General features: G+C 72.7%; 15 protein-coding genes. 11 read left to right on the top strand and 4 right to left on the bottom strand.

Annotated elements, in window-relative coordinates:
* Positions 1-53: 53 nt before the first annotated feature.
* Positions 54-1,880: a 3D-(3,5/4)-trihydroxycyclohexane-1,2-dione acylhydrolase (decyclizing) gene (gene iolD / locus LQ222_RS02910; RefSeq protein WP_230164361.1), complete on the top strand. Its 1,827-nt coding sequence runs from the start codon at positions 54-56 to the stop codon at positions 1,878-1,880.
* A gap of 100 nt (positions 1,881-1,980) precedes the next feature.
* Positions 1,981-2,859: a myo-inosose-2 dehydratase gene (iolE, locus tag LQ222_RS02905; RefSeq protein WP_230164360.1), complete on the top strand. Its 879-nt coding sequence runs from the start codon at positions 1,981-1,983 to the stop codon at positions 2,857-2,859.
* 70 nt (positions 2,860-2,929) lie between these two features.
* Here the strand turns inward: iolE and LQ222_RS02900 are convergent, their stop codons facing one another.
* Positions 2,930-4,660 (bottom strand): metallophosphoesterase, encoded by a 1,731-nt coding sequence (locus tag LQ222_RS02900; protein ID WP_230164359.1) that lies wholly within the window; start codon positions 4,658-4,660, stop codon positions 2,930-2,932.
* Positions 4,661-4,724: 64 nt separating this feature from the next.
* On the opposite strand from LQ222_RS02900, the gene LQ222_RS02895 reads away from it, so the two are divergent.
* The 4 genes from LQ222_RS02895 (at position 4,725) to LQ222_RS02880 (ending at position 10,893) form a co-directional block, all read left to right on the top strand.
* Complete coding sequence (locus LQ222_RS02895; protein WP_230164358.1) at positions 4,725-5,555, top strand: GGDEF domain-containing protein; 831 nt, start codon at positions 4,725-4,727, stop codon at positions 5,553-5,555.
* A 225-nt stretch (positions 5,556-5,780) separates the two neighbouring features.
* Positions 5,781-6,812 (top strand): AbrB family transcriptional regulator, encoded by a 1,032-nt coding sequence (locus tag LQ222_RS02890; protein ID WP_230164357.1) that lies wholly within the window; start codon positions 5,781-5,783, stop codon positions 6,810-6,812.
* 384 nt (positions 6,813-7,196) lie between these two features.
* Positions 7,197-9,413, top strand: a complete 2,217-nt coding sequence (gene pnp, locus LQ222_RS02885) for a polyribonucleotide nucleotidyltransferase (protein ID WP_230164355.1) — start codon at positions 7,197-7,199, stop codon at positions 9,411-9,413.
* A 79-nt stretch (positions 9,414-9,492) separates the two neighbouring features.
* On the top strand, positions 9,493-10,893 hold the full coding sequence (locus LQ222_RS02880; RefSeq protein ID WP_230164353.1) for a nitronate monooxygenase family protein: 1,401 nt from the start codon (positions 9,493-9,495) through the stop codon (positions 10,891-10,893).
* A 42-nt stretch (positions 10,894-10,935) separates the two neighbouring features.
* Here the strand turns inward: LQ222_RS02880 and trpS are convergent, their stop codons facing one another.
* A complete protein-coding gene (trpS, locus tag LQ222_RS02875) occupies positions 10,936-11,937 on the bottom strand; it encodes a tryptophan--tRNA ligase (protein WP_230164351.1) in 1,002 nt (333 codons plus the stop codon).
* Positions 11,938-12,014: 77 nt separating this feature from the next.
* On the opposite strand from trpS, the gene LQ222_RS02870 reads away from it, so the two are divergent.
* Positions 12,015-12,536 carry a hypothetical protein gene (locus tag LQ222_RS02870; protein ID WP_230164349.1) on the top strand — a complete coding sequence of 174 codons (522 nt, stop codon included), beginning with the start codon at positions 12,015-12,017 and terminating at the stop codon, positions 12,534-12,536.
* A 57-nt stretch (positions 12,537-12,593) separates the two neighbouring features.
* Here the strand turns inward: LQ222_RS02870 and LQ222_RS02865 are convergent, their stop codons facing one another.
* Entirely contained in the window at positions 12,594-13,274 is a 681-nt protein-coding gene (locus LQ222_RS02865) for a YggS family pyridoxal phosphate-dependent enzyme (RefSeq protein ID WP_230164348.1), read from the bottom strand.
* A gap of 39 nt (positions 13,275-13,313) precedes the next feature.
* On the opposite strand from LQ222_RS02865, the gene LQ222_RS02860 reads away from it, so the two are divergent.
* The 4 genes from LQ222_RS02860 to LQ222_RS02845 all read left to right on the top strand — a co-directional run bounded on the left by LQ222_RS02860 (position 13,314) and on the right by LQ222_RS02845 (position 18,771).
* Complete coding sequence (locus tag LQ222_RS02860) at positions 13,314-14,138, top strand: thiamine phosphate synthase (protein WP_230164346.1); 825 nt, start codon at positions 13,314-13,316, stop codon at positions 14,136-14,138.
* A 172-nt stretch (positions 14,139-14,310) separates the two neighbouring features.
* Positions 14,311-15,756 carry a porin gene (locus LQ222_RS02855; RefSeq protein ID WP_230164345.1) on the top strand — a complete coding sequence of 482 codons (1,446 nt, stop codon included), beginning with the start codon at positions 14,311-14,313 and terminating at the stop codon, positions 15,754-15,756.
* Positions 15,757-15,862: 106 nt separating this feature from the next.
* Entirely contained in the window at positions 15,863-18,154 is a 2,292-nt protein-coding gene (locus LQ222_RS02850) for a glycosyltransferase family 41 protein (protein ID WP_230164344.1), read from the top strand.
* A 59-nt stretch (positions 18,155-18,213) separates the two neighbouring features.
* The gene (locus LQ222_RS02845; protein WP_230164343.1) at positions 18,214-18,771 is read left to right on the top strand and encodes a DUF3576 domain-containing protein; all 558 of its coding nucleotides are present in this window, start codon (positions 18,214-18,216) and stop codon (positions 18,769-18,771) included.
* Between the two features lie 69 nt (positions 18,772-18,840).
* Here the strand turns inward: LQ222_RS02845 and LQ222_RS02840 are convergent, their stop codons facing one another.
* The gene (locus tag LQ222_RS02840; RefSeq protein WP_230164342.1) at positions 18,841-19,953 is read right to left on the bottom strand and encodes an alpha/beta fold hydrolase; all 1,113 of its coding nucleotides are present in this window, start codon (positions 19,951-19,953) and stop codon (positions 18,841-18,843) included.
* Between the last annotated feature and the right edge of the window lie 13 nt (positions 19,954-19,966).

Genomic DNA, 19,966 nt, shown 5'->3' with positions numbered 1-19,966 from the left:
CCGTCAATGCGCGGCAGCACGGCCGCGCCACGACACCGGGGAGGGGAATCGCCATGGCCACCATCCGCCTGACCGCGGCCGAGGCGACCATCCGCTTCCTCGCCGCGCAGGAGACCGAGATCGACGGCCGGCGCGTGCCGCTGTTCGGCGGGGTCTTCGCCATCTTCGGGCATGGCAACGTGGCCGGGCTCGGCCCAGCCTTGCAGGCGGCCGGCAAGCGCCTGCCCACCTTCCGCGCGCACAACGAACAGGCCATGGCGCATGCCGCCATCGCCTACGCCAAAACCCATGCACGGCGGCGCATGATGGCCTGCACGACCTCGATCGGGCCGGGTGCGACGAACATGGTCACGGCGGCGGCGCTGGCGCATGTGAACCGCCTGCCGCTGCTGCTGCTGCCCGGCGACGTCTTCGCCGATCGCCGCCCTGATCCCGTGCTGCAGCAGGTCGAGCAGTTCGGCGACCCGACCATCAGCGCGAATGACTGCTTCCGCCCGGTGTCGCGCTTCTTCGACCGCATCACGCGGCCCGAGCAGCTGCTGCACAGCCTGCCCGCCGCGCTGCGCGTGTTGACCGACCCGGCCGAATGCGGCCCGGCCACCATCGCCCTGCCGCAGGATGTGCAGGCGGAGGGGTTCGACGTGCCGGCGGCGTTCCTGGCGCGGCGGTTGCACCGCATCCGCGCGCCGGAGGCGGATGCGCGCGACCTCGCGGAGGCCGTCGCGGCCCTGCGGCGCGCCAAGCGCCCGCTGCTGATCGCCGGCGGCGGCGTGAAGTATGCCGGCGCCGAAGCCGCCCTTGCCGGCTTCGCGCAGCGCCACGGCGTGCCGGTGGCCGAGACCCAGGCCGGCAAGGGCAGCCTGCCCTGGGACCATCCCTGCAATGCCGGCGCGATCGGCGTCACGGGATCCGCGGCGGCCAATGCGTTGGCGGCGAAGGCCGACCTGGTGCTGGCGATCGGCACGAGGCTCGCGGATTTCACCACCGGGTCGCGCGCGCTGTTCGCGCAGGCGCGGCTGGTGGCGCTGAACGTCGCCGCCTTCGATGCGGGCAAGCACGGCGCGCTGGCGATGGTGGCCGATGCGGCGCGCGGCCTGGCGGCGCTGGAGACCGCGCTGGCCGGCTGGGCGGCGCCGGCCGACTGGACGGGGCGCATCGCGCCCGCCGTCGCGCGGTGGAACGCCACCGTCGCGCGTGTCACCGTCGCGCCGAAGCCGGGCGCGCTGCCGACCGATGCGCAGGTGCTCGGCGCCGTCAATCGCGCCATGCCGCGCGAGGGTATCGTGGTCTGCGCCGCCGGCGGCCTGCCGGGCGAATTGCACAAGCTGTGGCGCGCGAACGATGCGGCGTCCTATCACCTGGAATACGGCTATTCCTGCATGGGCTACGAGATCCCCGGCGGGCTCGGCGCCAAGCTGGCCATGCCGAAGCGCGAGGTGGTGGTGCTGGTCGGCGACGGGTCGTACCTGATGATGAACAGCGAGATCGCGACCTCGGTCGCAATGGGTGCGAAGCTGACCATCGTGATGCTCGACAATCGCGGCTTCGGTTGCATCAACCGGCTGCAGCGCGGGACCGGCGGCGCGGCGTTCAACAACCTGTTCGACGATGCGGCCCCGCCGGTCGACTTCGCCGCCCATGCGCGCAGCCTTGGGGCCGATGCGGTGGCGGTTGATGACATCGCCGCGCTGGAGGCCGCCCTGCCCGCCGCGTTGCGCGCCAGGCGCACCACGGTGCTGGTGGTCACGACCGATCCGCAGGCATCGACCACCGAGGGCGGGGCCTGGTGGGACGTGCCGGTCACCGCCGTCCCGCGCGACGCCGCGCAGACGCGCGCCCGCACGGAGTATGAGAGGCGTCGCGCCGGAGGCGCGCCGTGAGGTGCAATGCCGGAGGCGCGCCGTGAGGTGCAATGCCGGAGGCGCGCCGTGAGGTGCAATGCCGGAGGCGCGCCGTGATCCGCCAAGCTGGAGCCCCACAGTGATCCGCCTTGCCATCAACCCGCTGACCTGGACCAACGACGACATGCCGGAACTCGGCGCGGCGACGCCGCTCGGGACCTGCCTGTCCGAAGCGAACCAGGCCGGCTTCGCGGGCGTCGAACTCGGCAACAAATTCCCGCGCGACGCCGCGACGCTGGCGCCGATCCTGGCGCGGCACGGCCTGGCGCTTGCCTCCGGCTGGTACGGGTCGCGCCTGCTGGAACGCGACGTGGAGGCCGAGATGGCGGCCGCCGAACCCCACCTCGCGCTATTGCAGGCGCTGGGCTGCACTGCCTGCGTCTTCGCCGAGGTCTCGCGCGCCGTGCACGGCGAACGCACCACGCCGCTGTCGCGCCGCCCGGTGCTGACCGATGCCGACTGGGCCGTGCTCGCGCCGCGGCTGGACGAGATGGCGCGGCGCATGGCGGCGCGCGGGCTGCGCCTCGCGTACCACCACCACATGGGCACGGTGATCGAGACGCAGGCCGAGATCGACCGGCTGATGGCCTCGACCGGCCCGGCCTTCCACCTGCTGCTTGATACCGGCCACCTGACCTTCGCCGGCGGCGATCCGGTGCTGGCGGCGCGCACCCATGCCGGGCGGATCGCGCATGTGCATTGCAAGGATGTGCGCGCGCCGGTCATGGCCGATGCGAAGGCGCGCGACCTGCCGTTCCTGGCGGCGGTGCTGGATGGCGTGTTCACCGTGCCCGGCGACGGCAGCGTGGATTTCGCCGCGGTCTTCGCCGCGCTGCGCGGCTACGAGGGCTGGCTGGTGGTCGAGGCTGAGCAGGATCCCGCCCGCGCGCATCCGCTGACCTATGCGCGCATGGGCCATGACCATGTGGCGCGGCTGGCGGGTGCGCTCGCGCCCTGAACAGCGCCCGCGCGGGATGAGCGTGATCCCCGGCGCGACGCTGAGGGCGTTGTGGCCGACGACAGCCGCTTCAGGCCCCTGACCGCGGCTCCGGCACCGCGACCGGCCGCGGCGCCAGCATCGCCAGGCCGCCATCCGCCGACGGCGCCAGCGCATGGATCCAGAAACGCCCCTCCGGCCGGTCCGGCGCGCCCATGACGGGCGATGGCGCGGAGGCGATGCGCAGCGCGCCGCTCGTGCCCATCCAGTCGAAATGGCGATGGCCATGCAGCACCAGCACGCGCGCCGCGACGCGCCGTAACCGCCCCAGCACCCAATGGCCATTGACCAGCGCGGTGCCGATGCGTTCGGCCAGCGCGGCGCCGGGGCGCGGGTATTCCATCAGATGGTGGTGCAGCGCGACCAGCCAGCGCGCGCGGGGGAACTGCGCCATCGCGGCTTCCGCCGCGCGCATCTGGTCCATGCCGACCAGGCCGAGCGCATTGGTGAAGGAGAAATGCGTCTCGGCATTCGAATCCAGCAGGATCACGCCGAGGCCATCGGGCGCCGGCGGCGGCACCACCATGGGCCAGGCCTGGTTCCAGACCTCGCGTGCCGCCAGGCCGGCGCGGATGCCGCCATCGTCCATGAAGCGCGCCAGCGCGGCGCCACGGCCATCGGCCGCCAGCCAGTCGTTGAGCGTCGGCCCCAGGGCGCGCGCGGCGCGGTCCATCACGTGCACGCGGTGGCCTTGCAGCCGCGCGGTGGCGGCCAGCATGCGCAGCCGCCGCAGCGATCCTCCCGGCGCGATCGGCAGTTCCAGCCGCGCCGGATTGGCGCGGTCCACGATGTTGACGTCGTGGTTGCCGGGAATGACCAGGACGCGGTCGCGCAGTGCGGGATGGCGCGCCAGCGCTTCCTCGAAGGCGATGTATTCAGCATTGCGCCCGGCATCCGTGACATCGCCCGTGACCATGATCCAGTCGAGGCGTTCGCGCGCGTCCTCGGCCGCGAGCACCGCGAGCGCGGCGTCCAGGCGGGCATTGCCGCGCGGGCCGTCGCGCCCGCATTCCAGGCGGAACCCATAGGGGTCGCCGACCACATGGATGTCGGACAGGTGCGCGATGCGCCAGGCCGCGGTGCCAGGGACGATGGCGCTGTCGATCTCCTGCGGGGAGCCGGCCAGGGCCTCGGCCACCGACCAGGCCGGCGCGCCGACCATCAGGTACACGGCGATGGCCCAGATGCCGTTGGACAGCGAGTCGCCGGCGGCGCGCAGCAGGCCGGCGGGCGAGAGATCGTCCACGATCACGCTGGGCAGCGGCCCCACGGCCAGCGCGACCAGCGCCGCGCCAACCGCCAGCAGGCTGCCGGCGACCAGCCCGGCCAGGCGGCGCGCCGCGGCGAAGTCCCGCGTCGGCGCGACGAATTCCAGCGCCAGGCCGACCAGTTCGCGCACCGCCATGTACAGCGGCTGCACCAGCGCGGCGTTCAGCGCCCAGAAATTGCGCTCGACCGCGCGCAGCAGCCGTGCGCTCCAGCGCCACAGGATTCCGGCGGCCAGCAGCAGGACGGCGATCACGGTGATCCAGCGGCCGGCGTCCGAGACCCGCGCCCAGACCTGGTCGGCGAACCACAGCGCGACCTTCGGCGCCGCGCCGATCAGCACCGCCGGCACCACCAGCAGCAGCAGCGCGGCGAGCGCCAGCTTCGGCAGGCTGATCTCGAGCAGGATATGGGAGGCATGGCCCAGCAGCGAATGGCGGGAGGTGCTTGAGGCATCATCCTCGAGATCCCCGTCGCGTGGGTCGGCGAAGGCCATGGGCATCGATCCGTTAACGGGAGCGTGGCAGTCTAGCCCGCGTCAGCGCCGCGGGACCAGGAACGTGCCGACAGACTCCTATGTCTACATCGCCGTCCGCAGCGCGACCGTGCTGCTGGCGCTGGCCGCCATCGCCTTCGGTGCGGTCCGCGCCGTGAACACCCGCGCCGACATGATGCGGCGGCTGCTGCGCCTGGTCGGGGCGGTGATGCTGCTGGCGATCGCCTGGCTGGCGCTGCGCGACGTGCTGGACACCATCGCGCGCGGCGCGGCGCCCGAGACCACGGCCGACGACTGGAGCTGGCGCGTCATCGACGTGCTGGTGCCGCTGTTCTTCCTGCTGCTGATCGAAGGCTGGCGGCAGCGCGATGCGCTGGAGCTGCGCCTCGCCGCGCAGTCCGAGACCGATCCGCTGACCGGCCTGCCGAACCGCCGCGGCTTCACGCAACGGGCCGTCGCGGCCTTGCAGGCGGCGCGCCGGCAGGGCGAGCCCTGCGCGGTGGTGGCCTTCGACCTCGACCGCTTCAAAGCCATCAATGACGGCCATGGCCATGCCGCGGGGGATGTGGTGCTGCGTGGTGTGGGCGCGGCGATCCGCGCGTCGGTACGCGGCAGCGACGTGTCCGGGCGGATGGGCGGGGAGGAATTCGCCCTGCTGCTGCCCGGCGACGACATCGCCGATGCGGTGTCGGTCGCGGAGCGGCTGCGCGCCCTGGTGCGCGCCACGGTGGCGCATCCGGCCGGCGGAGAGGTGGCGGTGACGTTGAGCGCCGGCGTGGCGGTGGTCGGCGCGGGTGCCACGGATGCGGCGCTGGATGCTGCCCTGGCGGCGGCCGACCGGGCGCTCTATGACGCCAAGCAGCAGGGCCGCGACCGGATCCTGGTCGCCGCCTGAGCGGCTGCCGGCCGGGCTGGCACGAAACCTGCCGGGATCGGCCCGTGCCGGTGGCCAGCGCCGCCGGGCGGAAGGCTGCGCCGCAGCTTGCGGCGCCGTGGATGGAGCGGGGCGGATTTCTTCCTTCCGACAGGGCGGTGGCGTGGTGATGCGGCCGGGGACGGCGCGCCGGCGTGATCGCGCGGCGGTGCCGGTGCGGCGGCCGGTTGCCGCTGGCGGTCCGGCATGACGGCGGCGCGCATCCTGCGCCTGCTGCTGGGGGGCGCGATCGGCGCGGTGGGCGGGGCGGCGTTCTGGGCGCTGCAGCTGCCGCTGCCCTGGCTGATCGGGTCGCTGGTGGCGGTGGCCGCCGCGCGGCTGTCGGGCGCGCCGGCCGAGGCCGACCCGCGGCTGCGCAACGGCTTCCTCGGCATCATCGGGATCGCGCTCGGCGCCTATTTCACGCCGGCGACGGCGGCGGTGCTGGTCTCGCAGGCGGCGCTGCTGGTGCTGGCGGCCTTCATCACCCTGGCGATCGGCGCGGCGCTGGCGCCGGTGCTGGCGCGTCGCGGCAAGGTGGACATGGCGACGGCCTGGTTCTCATCGATCCCGGGCGGGGTCGCGGACATGGCGATGCTGGCGGAATCCTATGGCGGGCGGCCGGCGCCGGTGGCCCTGGCGCAGCTGCTGCGAGTCTGCTCGGTGGTGGTGCTGGTGCCCAACCTTTTCGCATTGGCGGGGCTGCGCGGGGATGTGCCGCAGGCCTCCGCCGTGCTGCCCTTCCTGCCCGGCATCCTGGTGCTGCAGGTGCTGGGCGGGCTGGCGGCGGGCTGGGCGCTGGTGCGCGTGGGCGTGCGTGCGGGGTGGATGCTGGGGCCGCTGGCGGTGACGGCGGCGCTGACGGCTTCGGGCGTGGTGCTGTCGGGCGTGCCGGCGTGGCTGTCGGCGCTGGCGCAGGTGGTGCTGGGGGCCAGCCTGGGCGCCGCCTTCGGGCGCGAGACGATCCGCCCGCTGCGCCGCTTCCTGCCGCATGCGGTGGTGCAGGTGGTGTTGCTGATGGTGGCCTGCGCGGTGGCAGGGGCGGCGCTGGCCTGGCTGTTCGGCGCGCCGCTGGGCGCCATGCTGCTGGGCACCGCGCCGGGCGGCGTGGCGGAAATGAGCCTGACCGGCAAGGTGCTGGGCATGGATGTGGCGCTGATCGTGACGCTGCATGTCACGCGCATCTTCCTGGTGACGGTGCTGACGCCGCCGGCCTTCCGGTGGCTGCATGGGCGGTAGCGCGCCGGCCGGGAGTTTCCGGTAGCCTTTTCCCGCGATCCGCGCCATATGCCCCCCTGGAAGCGACCGGCCCGATGCCGGGGCGCGCCAACCGCCGCGACCGCGGCGGGCTGACAGTGCTGCCGCGGGCCTCCTTGACCGGACCGGCGCGGCGTCTCCGGCCACATGGGCGGCCTTCCCGTCGCGGACCCCGCGATGGGCCCACCCCATGCCGCCCGAGACGCCGACCACGCCGGTCCTTGGATCCGCGGTGCGCCCCTGTGCTGCCCTCCGTGTCGCTCCCGGGGCCAAGCCTGGCCCCATCCGCCGTGCCGCCGCCCGCGCAAGGACGGGCGGGCATGGTCCGCAGGGCGCATCCGGTGCCATGCGACGAGAGGACGACCGATGTTCGACAAGTACTTCCGCAAGGAAATCGCCTGGGGCGACAAGACCCTGGTGCTGGAAACCGGCAAGATCGCCCGCCAGGCCGATGGCGCCGTGCTGGCCCGCCTGGGCGACACCATCGTGCTGTGCACCGCCGTCGGCGCGCGCAGCGTGAAGCCGGGGCAGGACTTCTTCCCGCTCACGGTGAACTACCAGGAGAAGGCCTTCGCCGCCGGCAAGATCCCGGGCGGCTTCTTCAAGCGTGAGGGCCGCCCGTCCGAATTCGAGACGCTGACCTCCCGCCTGATCGACCGCCCGATCCGCCCGCTGTTCCCCGATGGGTTCCGCAATGAAGTGCAGGTGGTCGCGACCGTGCTGTCGCATGACCTCGAGAACGAGGCCGACATCGTCGCCATGGTCGGCTGCTCGGCCGCCCTGACCCTGTCGGGCATTCCCTTCTTCGGGCCGATCGCCGGCGCGCGCGTGGGCTACATCAACGGCCAGTACGTGCTGAACCCGACCGCCGAGCAGCGCAAGGAAAGCGTGCTCGACCTGGTCCTCGCCGGCACGGCCGAGGGCGTGCTGATGGTGGAATCCGAGGCGAGCGAGCTGACCGAGGAGGTGATGCTCGGCGCCGTCGAATTCGGCCACAAGTCGTTCCAGCCGGTGATCCAGGCGATCATCGACCTGGCCGAGGTCGCCGCCAAGGAACCCTGGGCGGTGCCTGAGGAATCCGAGGCCACCAAGGCGCTGAAGAAGCGCATCGCCGAACTGGGCCGCGCCGAGATGGCGGTGGCCTATACCGAGACGCAGAAGCTGGTCCGCCAGGACAAGGTCGGCGCGGTCAAGAAGAAGATCGCCGCCGCGCTGGAAGCCGAGGGTGCCGATGTGGGCGCGGCCAAGGGGCTCTTGAAGGAGCTCGAGGCCGACGTGGTGCGCAACAACATCCTCGACACCGGCAAGCGCATCGACGGGCGTGACACCCGCACCGTGCGCCCGATCGTGGCGGAAGTGGGCGTGCTGCCCCGCGCGCATGGCTCCGCGCTGTTCACCCGTGGCGAGACGCAGGCGCTCTGCGTGGCCACGCTGGGCACCGGCCAGGACGAGCAGATCATCGACGCGCTGCCCGGCGAATACCGCGAAGACTTCATGCTGCACTACAATTTCCCGCCCTATTCGGTGGGCGAGACGGGCCGCATGGGCTCCCCGGGCCGGCGCGAAGTGGGCCATGGCAAGCTGGCCTGGCGCGCCATCCATCCGCTGCTGCCGGAGAAGGCGAAGTTCCCCTACACCATCCGCGTGGTGTCGGAGATCACGGAGTCCAACGGCTCGTCGTCCATGGCGACGGTCTGCGGCACCTCGCTGTCCATGATGGATGCCGGCGTGCCGCTGAAGCGCCCCTGCGCGGGCATCGCCATGGGCCTGATCAAGGAAGACCGCGGCTTCGCCGTGCTGTCCGACATCCTGGGCGACGAAGACCACCTGGGTGACATGGACTTCAAGGTGGCCGGCACCGATGTGGGCATCACCAGCCTGCAGATGGACATCAAGATCACGTCCATCACCTTCGAGATCATGAAGATCGCGCTCGACCAGGCGCGTGATGGCCGCCTGCACATCCTGGGCGAGATGTCGAAGGGCCTGTCGGGCAACCGTTCGGACGTGGCGGCGACCGCGCCGCGCATCACGGTCATCAACGTGCCGAAGGACAAGATCCGCGACGTGATCGGCTCCGGCGGCAAGGTGATCCGCGAGATCACCGAGCAGACCGGCACCAAGGTCGACATCGAGGATGACGGCACCATCAAGGTGGCGGCCACGTCGGTGGAAGCCGCGCAGCGCGCCATCGACTGGATCCGTGGCATCGTGGCCGAACCCGAGGTGGGCGTGATCTACAACGGGAAGGTCGTGAAGACCGCCGAATTCGGCGCCTTCGTGAACTTCCTCGGCGCCAAGGACGGGCTCGTGCACATCAGCGAGCTGGCGCAGGAGCGCGTCAACAAGACCTCCGACATCGTCAAGGAAGGCGACCAGGTGAAGGTCAAGGTCCTGGGCTTCGACGACCGCGGCAAGGTCAAGCTGTCGATGCGCGTGGTCGACCAGGCGACGGGCGCGGACATCACCGAGCAGGTCGGCGCGCGCCGCCCGCGCGAGGATGGCCCGGATCGTGGCGGCGAACGCCGCGACCGTGGCGATCGCGGCCCGCGCCGCGACCGCGGCGGCGAAGCGGCCGACTGAGTCACCTGCCGGGGTCCCCTGTCAGGGACCCCGGCACGTGCCATATAGCTGTCACGCTGGTCGCTGGGAGCGCCATTCGTTGAAGGCCATCAATACGATTCGCATGGGCGGCGTGGACGTCCTGCCGCTGGTCGAAGGCGGCAAGGGCGTTGCCGTCTCCAATGGCGCGACCTGCGGCGCCTGGGCGGCCGCCGGCGGCGCCGGCACCTTCTCCGCCGTCAATGCCGATTCCTACGATGCGGACGGCAACCCGATCCCGCAGGTCTACCATGGCAAGACGCGCCGCGACCGGCACGAGGAGCTGGTCCGCTACGCGATCGATGGCGCCATCGCGCAGGCCAAGCGCGCGCACGACATGGCCGGCGGCAAGGGCCGCATCCACGCCAATATCCTGTGGGAGATGGGCGGCGCCGAACGCGTCGCGCGCGGGATGCTGGAAGGTGCGAAGGGGCTGGTGCACGGCGTCACCTGCGGTGCCGGGATGCCCTATCGCCTGGCCGATGTCGCGCGCGACTACGGCATCCACTACTACCCCATCGTCTCCTCGGCGCGCGCCTTCAACGCGCTGTGGAAGCGCGCCTATTCCAAGACACGCGAATGGCTCGGCGGCGTGGTCTACGAAGACCCCTGGCTGGCCGGCGGCCATAACGGCCTGTCGAACAGCGAGGACCCGAAGGTCCCGGAAGCGCCCTATGCCCGCGTGCTGAAGCTGCGCCAGCAGATGCGCGAATTCGGGCTGGACGACACACCCATCATCATGGCCGGCGGCGTCTGGTGGCTGGAGGAATGGGAAGACTGGATCGACAATCCCGAACTGGGCCCGATCGCCTTCCAGTTCGGCACCCGCCCCCTGCTCACGCAGGAAAGCCCGATCCCCGACGTGTGGAAGCAGCGCCTGCTGACGCTCCAGCCCGGCGACGTGCTGCTGCAGCCTTTCTCGCCGACGGGCTTCTATTCCTCGGCGGTCCGCAATCCGTTCCTGCAGGAGCTCGAGGACCGCAACGAGCGCCAGGTCGCCTACACGGCCGAACCGGTCGGCGACCACATCTCGGAATACGGCGTGGGGCCGCGCAAGCGGAAGGTGTATCTGGCCCCCCACGACCTGGCGCGCGTCTCGCACTGGGAAGCGGAAGGCTTCACCGAGGCGATGCGCACGCCCGACAATACGCTGATCTTCGTGACGCCCGACAAGGCGCAGGAGATCGTGAAGGACCAGGTGGACTGCATGGGCTGCCTGTCGGCCTGCCGCTTCTCCAACTGGTCCCAGCACGAACCCGATTTCTCGAACGGCAAGAAGGCCGATCCGCGCAGCTTCTGCATCCAGAAGACCCTGCAGGACGTGGCGCATGACCGCGGGCTGGAGAACCAGCTGATGTTCGCCGGCCACAACGCCTATCGCTTCGGCCAGGACCCGTTCTATTCGAACGGCTTCGTGCCCAGCGTGAAGCAGCTGGTCGAACGCATCCAGACCGGTCGCTGAGGAAGCAAGGCCGGGGGAGGACGCCTCCCCCGGCCTTCCTGTTCACTTCGCCGGCAGGAACCCGACGATCTCCCGCGCCCTGGCGCAGATCGGCTCGGCGATCGCCCGCGCGCGTTCGGCGCCCACATGCAGCGCCGCATCCAGCGCAGCCGGGTCGTCCAGCAGGCGCTTCATCTCGGCGGCGATGGGGCCCAGATGCGCCACCAGCGCATCCGCCAGCGTGCCCTTGAAGGCCCCGAAGCCCTGCCCGCCATGTTCGCGCAGCACGTTCTCCGGCAGCGTGTTCGTGATGCCGGCCAGGATGCCCACCAGGTTGCGCGCCTCCGGCCGGTTCTCGAGGCCCGCCATGTGGTCGGGCAGCGGCTCGGCATCGGTCTTCGCACGGCGGATCTTGAGCGCGATGGTGTCGGCATCGTCGGTCAGGTTGATGCGCGACTGGTCCGATGGGTCGGACTTCGACATCTTCTTGGTGCCATCGCGCAGCGACATCACGCGCGCGGCCACGCCCTGGATCAGCGGCTCGATCGTCGGGAAGAAGTCCACGCCGTAGTCGTGGTTGAACTTCTGCGCGATGTCGTTGGCCAGCTCCAGGTGCTGCTTCTGGTCGTCGCCGACCGGCACCTTGGTGGCGTGATAGGTCAGGATGTCGGCCGCCATCAGGTTCGGATAGACGTACAGCCCGGCCGACGACGCCTCCTGGTTCTTGCCGGCCTTGTCCTTGAACTGCGTCATGCGGTTCAACCAGCCCAGCCGTGCGACGCAGTTGAAGATCCACGCCAGCTCGGCATGCGCGCGCACATGGGACTGCACGAACAGGATGCAGCGCTGCGGATCCAGCCCGCAGGCGATCAGCGCGGCGGCCATCTCGCGCGTCTGGCGCGTGAGTTCGGCGGGGTCCTGCCAGACCGTGATGGCGTGCAGGTCCACCACGCAGTAGATCGCCTCGGCCTGGTCCTGCAGCGGCACCCAGTTGCGGATGGCGCCGAGGTAGTTGCCGAGCGTGGGCACGCCCGAAGGCTGGATGCCGGAGAAGACGCGGGTCATGGTTGGCCTTGGCTGAGCGGTATCGCGCCGTGCATCCCGCGCCCGCCGCGGGGCGTCAAGGCCAACGGGAGCAACCGATGCACGCGCCCTTCGACACCCTGCCCGGCTGGGCCGCAGCGGTCGCGTGCCGGCTCGAATTCTTCGCGCGCGGCCAGCCCCGCGCGCGCCAGCGGCGCCGCGCCCTGCGCCGGGCCCTGCGCGCGCTGCGCCAGCACCTGGCCGTGGTGGGGGACGGCGCCGCGCTGGCCGCCTTCTGCCACGCCGCCCTTCGGCTGGCCGAGGCCGGCCTGGCGGCGCGGCCGGACCTCGCGGCCCATCGCCCCGGCTTTGGCGGGCTGTGCGCCCTGGCGCGGGCCGAACTCGCGGCGGGCCGGGACGATCGCGCGCTGGTCGCGGCGGCGCAGGCGGCTGCCGCGCTGCCCGTCGCCATGCCGTGGCCGCTCGCCGCGCTGCCCGGCCGCGTGGTGTTCCTCGCCAGCGTGGCGGACACGCTGCCGGACGAGGCGCCCGCGGCCGCGGCGATGCTGGCGAACGACCTCGCGACGCTGGGCCACGACCTGCCCTGCCTGGCGCTCGCGGCGGCGGCGCATCCACGCTGACCGGCGCCCTGCGTCGCGCGACCCGAACGGGTGCGCCAGCCCTGGCCCGCCCGCGGTTCAGCCCGGCGCGCGCGCGCCGAAGATCGCGCTGCCCACCCGCACCAGCGTCGCGCCCTCGGCGATCGCCGCCTCGAAATCCGCGCTCATGCCCATCGAGACCACGGCCAGCCCGTGCCTGGCCGCGAGGTTCGCCAGGAACGCGAAATGCGGCCGCGGGTCGTCCTCGACCGGCGGGATGCACATCAGGCCGGTCACCGGCAGGCCGTGGTCGTCGCGCGCGGCGCGGATGAAGGCGTCGGCCTCGGCGCGCGCCACGCCGGATTTCTGCGGTTCCGCGCCGGTGTTCACCTGTACCAGGCAGTCGGGGCGGCGGGCTTCCTTCGCCATGGCCTCGGCGATGGCGGCGGCCAGCTTCGGGCGGTCGATGGTCTCGATCACGTCGGCCACGCGCACCGCGTCGCGCGCCTTGTTGGTCTGCAGCCCGCCGATGATGTGCAGGCGCAGCGCGGGGTGGGCGGCGCGCAGCGGGGGGAATTTCCCGTCGGCCTCCTGCACGCGGTTCTCGCCGAACACCAGCTGGCCCGCCGCCAGGGCATCCAGCACGGCCTGCTGCGGGTTGGTCTTGGACACCGCGACCAGCGTCACGCTGGCGGGCGGGCGGTTGGCGCGGGCGCAGGCCTCGGCGATCCTGGCGCGGATGGTGGCGAGGTTGGCGGCGATGGTGGTGGTGTCGGTCATGGCGGGACGAGGCTAGTGCATCTGGCGCGGCTGCACAGGATGCGTCGGCGTGGCGGGCCGCCGTGGCTGTGGCTGTTCTCGGACCCGCTGCGGCTGCCCGACCCGCTGGCCGCCGCCGCCCGGCTGCCGCGCGGCGCGGGGGTGGTGGCGCGGGGGGTCGATCCCGAGGTGCTGGCGGCGCTGGCGGTGCTGGCGCGGCGGCGTGGGCTGGCGCTGGTGGTGGCGGGCGATGGCCGAGCCGGGCTGGCGCTGGGCGGCGGGGTGCATGTGCCGGACCGCCGGCCGACGCGCCACCTGTTGCCGCTGCTGCTGGCGCGGCGCGCGGGCGCGCCAGGGGCGTGGCTGACGATGGCGGCGCATGGCGGGGCGGGCGCGGCGGCGCGGGCGCGGCGGCTGCGGCCGGACCTGGTGTTCCTTTCGCCGATCTTCCCGACCGCCAGCCACCCGGGCGCGCCGGCGCTGGGCCCGCTGCGCTGGGCGGCGGCGGCGGGGCGGCTGGGGGGTGTCGCGACAGGTCGCGCCAAGGGTGTCGCGACAGGTCGCGCAAGGATGAACGAGACGGGTCGCGCCAAGGGTGTCGCGACGGGTCGCGCAGGGATGAACGAGACGGGTCGCGCAGGGATGAGCGAGACGGGTCGCGCAGGGATGAACGAGACGGGTCGCGCAACGATGGACGCGACGGGTCGCGCGGCATCGCCGATGGCAGGCGGCGCGGCGTTCTGCCGCCGTACTGTCCTGGTGGCGGCGTTGGGTGGCATCGCGCCCGCGACGCTGCGGCGGCTGCCGCGCCGTGCCGCGGCGGTGGGGGCCATCGGGGGGTTGCTGCCACAGGCTGTGGCGCGCCCGCCACAGTGTCTCAGGTAAGTCGCGTGTCGCCTGTCTGCGCGGTTGCCCCCCCCGGCCCGGCCGGGACATAGTCCGTTCCAGGCCGCGACGCCGCCATTCCGCCTGTTCGCGGGAAGCGGCGGCGTACCTTGTCCGGGGGGGCAGGGAGGCCGAGGAAAATGCCGGTTCGCCGGCCATGAGGAGGACTAGAATGCGCAAGATTCTGCTGGGGACGACCGCCGTCGTTGGCGCCGCCCTTCTGGCGCCGGGGGCTTTCGCTCAGCCCGCGGCAACGCAGGTTCCCGCCGGTGGCGGTGCCCCCACGGCCGGCCAGGCTCCGCTGGTCCCGTCGGGCGCCGGCACGGGCGGCGTCGCCGTGCAGCCGACCCCGTCGATCGCCGGCGCCGGCGGCCTGACGGTTCGCCTGGGTGGCTACTTCGCCTTCACCGGCGGCTACGTGCAGGACGACTGGGATCGCGGCCGCAGCCGTAACTTCCAGAATGGCACCACCGGCGCTGCCGCGAATGCCAATGGCCGTGCGCGGACCGACTTCCGCAACGACATGGAACTGAACATCTTCATCGATGGCCGCGCCTCCAACGGCATGACCTACGGTGCGGTGTTCGAGCTGCAGATGGACAACGCGACGGCCGGCGCCGGCGACGGCACCACCGTGTCGTTCGACGAGATGTACGGCTTCATCACGCTGCCGAACCTCGGCACGCTGCGCTTCGGCCAGGAAGACAGCGCGGCCTCGCTGCTGCAGGTCCGCGCGCCGGCCTCCGCCGCGCTGGGCGGCGACGGCGAGTGGGACGAGTTCATTGTCCAGAGCGGCCTGTTCAGCTCGCCCTATCTGCTGGCGGGCATCAACGACGGCTCCGACGCGACGAAGATCATCTACCTGTCGCCGCAGTTCGCCGGCTTCGACTTCGGCGTCTCCTACGCGCCGAACGCCTTCGAGGGCGAGCGCACCGACATCGCGAACAGCACCTCGGCGCAGCGCGACCAGACGAACATCCAGAACGAGGTCTCGCTCGCGGTTCGCTACCGCGGCACCTTCGGCGCCATCGGCGTGCAGGCCGGTGTCGGCGCGATGTTCGCCGAAGCGCCTGAGCTGAACACCGCCGGCGCCCTGATCAACCCGCGCGCCCAGTCGGTCACCGCCTACACCATCGGCGCGCAGATCACCGCCTACGGCTTCGGCTTCGGCGCCGAGTACACCTGGGGCCAGTACAATGGCTCCGGCCCGGGCCGCGCTGCCCTGGCGGCCGGCCTGGATGACTCGCAGCACTACATCATCGGTGCCACCTACACGATGGGCCCGGTGGTGTTCGGCGGCATCTTCGGCCAGGCGATGCAGAGCAACGGCGCCTGCCGCGTGGGCACCGCCAACGCGTCCTGCGGCGCCGGCGTCGCGGGCACGATCCGCGACCTCGACGACCGCACCCAGACCACCTGGGGCGTGGGCGTCGCCTACAACCTGGCGCCGGGCCTGGTGCTCTTCGCCCTGTACAACAACGTGAACGACGAGAACGTGCCGACCGCGGCGCCGACCAACGCCCGCTACGGCGGCAACGGCACCACGCTGGCCTCGTTCAACGGTTCCAACACCCGCACGATCAACGTCGGCGTGGCTGGCATCCGCCTGGCCTTCTGATCCTTCGGGATCGGCAGCAACGGGGGCGGCAGGGGAAACCCTGCCGCCCTTCGTCGTTCCGGGCACCAGATTCCGTCCGCGGCGCGAAGCCGCTACACCCGGCGGCATGACCATCGACCTCGACCCCTGCATCGCCCTGCACCAGGCCGGTCGGCTTGACGAGGCGATCCGCTGCTATCGCCGCGCCCTGCCGCGCGACCGCGGCGGCGTGCAGGTGAACCGCCTGCTGGGCGTGGCGCTCTTTGCCAAGGGCGACCTGCGCGATGCGCTGAAGCACCTGCAGGCCGCCCTGGCACGCGCGCCCGGCGATGCCGCGTTGCTCAACGACACCGGCAATGCGTTGCGCGCCCTGGGCCGGCGCGCCGAAGCCGCGCAGGCCTTCCGCCGCGCCATCGCCACCGCCCCCGATGCGCTGTTCAACCTGGCCGACACGCTGCTGGAGCTGGACCGCCCGGCCGAGGCGCTGGATGTCTATCGCGCCATCCTGGCGCGTCGCCCCGACGGCATGGATGCCGACTTCCACAACAACCACGGTGCCTGCCTCATGGCGCTGGACCGCGCCGAGGAGGCGCTCGCGGCCTTTCGCCAGGCGCTCGCGCTGGATGCCGCGCATCCGGGCGCGCTGACCCATATGGGCGCGGCCTTGCAGGTGCTCGGCCGCCCGCGTGAATCGGTCGAGCATCTGCGCGATGCGGCGCGCCGCCATGGCGCGACGCTGCCGCTGCTGGTCACGCTCGGCCACGGCCTGCTGGACCAGCGCGACCTGCCGCCCGCGCTCGAGACCTTCGCCGAGGTGCTGCGCCACCAGCCGGGCCACCACGGCGCGATGGTGGGCCAGGCGATCGCGCTGTCGGGCCTCAAGCGCCATGCCGAGGCGATCGCGGCGATCGGGCGCGCCATTGCGGCAGCGCCTGCGGAGCGCCCGGCCCATATCGTCGCCGGCAATATCCACCTGGCTGCCGGCGACCTGCCCGCCGCCGTCGCCGCCTATGCGCGCGCGGCCGCGCTGCCCGCCGGGCGCCGGCCGGATGCCGCCGCGGCGCTGCTGACCTTCACCCGCCTGCGGGTCTGCGACTGGACCGGCTTCGACACGGCACGCACCGGCCTGGTGGCGGGCTTCGAGGCCGGCACGGCGCGCCTGCCGCCCTTCGAGGCGCTGGCCCTTGCCGACGATCCCGGCCTGCACCGGCGCACCGCCGCCCACCATGCGCGCACCAGCTTGCCCGCACGGCGCGACGCGCTGCCGGTGCGCCGCGAAGCGACGCGCCTGCGTATCGGCTATGTCAGCGGCGAGCTGCGGATGCATGCGGTCGGCCACCTGATGGCGCGGCTGCTCGAATGCCACGACCGCGATGGCTTCGAGGTGCATGCGATCTCGCTCGGCCGCCTGACCGGCGACCCGGTGCAGGCGCGCATCCGCGCCGCGGTCGATGGCTTCCACGACGCCGTCGCGCTGACCGACGATGCGCTGGTGGCGATGGCGCGCGGCCTGCGGATCGATATCGCCATCGACCTCAACGGCTATACGGGGGATTCGCGCGGCGCGGTGCTGGCGCGCGGCATCGCACCGGTGCAGGTCGGCTTCCTGGGCTATCCGGGCACCAGCGGCGGCGGTTTCCTGGACTACATCATCGCCGACGCCACGGTGATCCCGCCGGGCGCCGAGGCCGACTGGACCGAAGCCGTGGTCCGCCTGCCGCACGCCTTCCTGCCGACCGACGGCGGCCGGCCGGTCGCGACCGACGGCATCACCCGCGCGCGCTTCGGCCTGCCCGAGCACGGCTTTGTCTTCTGCTGTTTCAACAACACCCACAAGATCCTGCCGGCGGTGTTCGACGGGTGGATGCGGATGTTGGCCGCGGTGCCCGGTTCGGTGTTCTGGCTGCGCGAGGAGAACGCGCCGGCCACCCGCAACCTGCGCGCCGCCGCCGCCGCGCGCGGCATCGACCCGGCCCGGCTGGTGATGGCCGGGCGCGTGGACGCCATGGCCGAGCACCTGGGCCGCCACGCGCTGGCCGACCTGTTCGTCGACACCCTGCCCTACAATGCCCACACCACGGCGGCCGATGCGCTGCAGGCCGGGCTGCCGGTGCTGACCCAGGCGGGACGTGCCTTCGCCGGGCGCGTCGCGGCCAGCCTGCTCACCACGCTCGGCCTGCCGGAGCTGGTGACCGACGGTGCCGCCACGCAGGAACACACCGCCATCGCCCTGGCGCGCGACCCGGCCCGGTTGGCGGCCATCCGCGCCAGGCTGGCCGCCGCCCTGCCCGCCACGCCGCTGTTCGACACCCCGCGCTATGCCCGCAACCTGGAACGCGCCCTGCGCGCCATGCAGCAGCGCGCCCTGGCCGGGAGCCCGCCCGCCGGCTTCGCCCTGGACGAACCGGGGACGAATTGACCGCCCCGCCGCGGCTTCGTCTTTTCAGCGCCCCAATCGAGGCGCTACAAGGCAGCGCCATGACCCGCGCATCCCCCCGCCGTCCCGCCGCCTTCCTGTGCGCCCTTGGTGCCGCTGCGCTGCTGGGCGCCTGCGGATCGGGCAATGTCCGCGATGTCGGGCGCGACGAATACACCTCGCAATCCGGCCGCGACCGGGTGCGCGGGCGGCTCACCGGGCAGGATGACGGCATCGTGCTGTTCGGCACGGCGCGCAGCCGGCCGGAGGACGCGGCCTCGGGCGCGACCGGGCTCGGCGTCAACGCCTACCTCTGGCGCGCGACGCTCGACACGCTGGCCTTCATGCCGCTGGCCTCGGCCGATCCCTTTGGCGGCGTGATCATCACCGACTGGTATTCGCCGCCGGGCGCCGGCGCCGAACGCTTCAAGGCGACCGCCTATGTCATGGGCCGCCAGCTGCGGTCGGATGGCGTGCGGATCTCGATCTTCCGCCAGATCCGCCAGGGGCAGGGCTGGGTGGATGCGGTGGTCGCGCCGGCCACCGGCGCCGAGCTCGAGGACCGCGTGCTGGCGCGGGCGCGCGAATTGCGCAGCCAGTCGGGCGTCGCGGGGCGGTAGGGCCTTCGCCGCGCGCCCGGGCGCGCGGCGGTTGTTTTCGCGCACCGCTCCGCCCGATCGGGATCGGCGCTACCCGCCGCCGCAGGGTGCCCGTCGCAGGCCGCGCGCCACGCCGGCCTCGGGCGCCGTCACCAGGGTCAGCAGGCAGGGCGCGTGGCCGCGCGTGAAGCGCCAGTCATTGCCCGCGCCATGGCCTTCCAGCGGTGGTTCCGGGTGCAGCGCCAGCGTCGGGGCGCGGCGCGATGCCGCGGCCTCGGCCACCAGCGCCGCGCGGGCCGCCGGGTCGGGGTCGAAGGGGTCACGGTCGAAGACCGCCACGCCCAGCCGCGGGCCGGTGGCCGGCAGTCCGGCCAGCAGGCGACGGAAATCCTCGATCGCCGCACCGTGGTTGTTGGGCTGGCGGACCTCCCCATGCGCGGCGGGGGCGAGGGCCAGCACGGCGTGCACCAGTTCGGGCCGCTCGGCCGCCGCCAGCACCGATTGCCAGGCGCCGCGCGACTGCCCCGCCAGCACGATGCGGCGATAGCCCGCCTGGCGCAGCAGCGGCAGCGCGCGCGACAGCGTGGTCAGCGCGGCGGCCAGGTGGTCCTCGGCCGGGTCGCGGTCGAAGCGCAGGATGTCGAAGCCGGCATCGTTCAGCATGGCCAGCAGGCCGGGCACGGCGCGCCGGCGGTGATCCACCGATGCGCCGCCGAAGCCGTGCGACCAGACCACCACGCCCTCGGCGGCGCGCGGCCCGTGGCGGAACATCAGGGGTGCGGCGCGGAACGGGCCGACCTGTGCCTCGACCGGGCGGAAGGCGGGCAGCGCGAGGGACATCACATTGCCGTCGAAGGCCACGACGCGGCAGGTGGCCGGGTCGGGGGCGGTGTTGGCCTCGGTGCTCTCGCAGGTGGCTTGCAGGCGGTTGCGGACGGCGACGGGGCCGTCCTCGCCGCCGGTGAAGCGCCAGCTGATCGACCGGCCATTGCCGGCCACGACGAAGCCGGCATTGGTCATGGCGCCGCGGTAGTGCAGCGTGAAGCCGATGACGGTGGAAGGGCCGCGCGCCTCGCCGAGTGCCGCCACCGAGAACAGCGCGCGATAGGCGGCGAAGTCGGTGTTGGGGTCCGGCTGCGCCTGCGCGGGTGTGGCGGCGAGCAGCCCGGCCGCTAGGAATCCGGCGCGGAGCGGCTTATGCATCGCGCTTCCCAGA

The organism is Roseomonas sp. CECT 9278 (assembly GCF_918698155.1).
Classification (GTDB): Bacteria; Pseudomonadota; Alphaproteobacteria; order Acetobacterales; family Acetobacteraceae; genus Neoroseomonas.
This window is presented reverse-complemented; position numbering and strand designations above follow the sequence as displayed.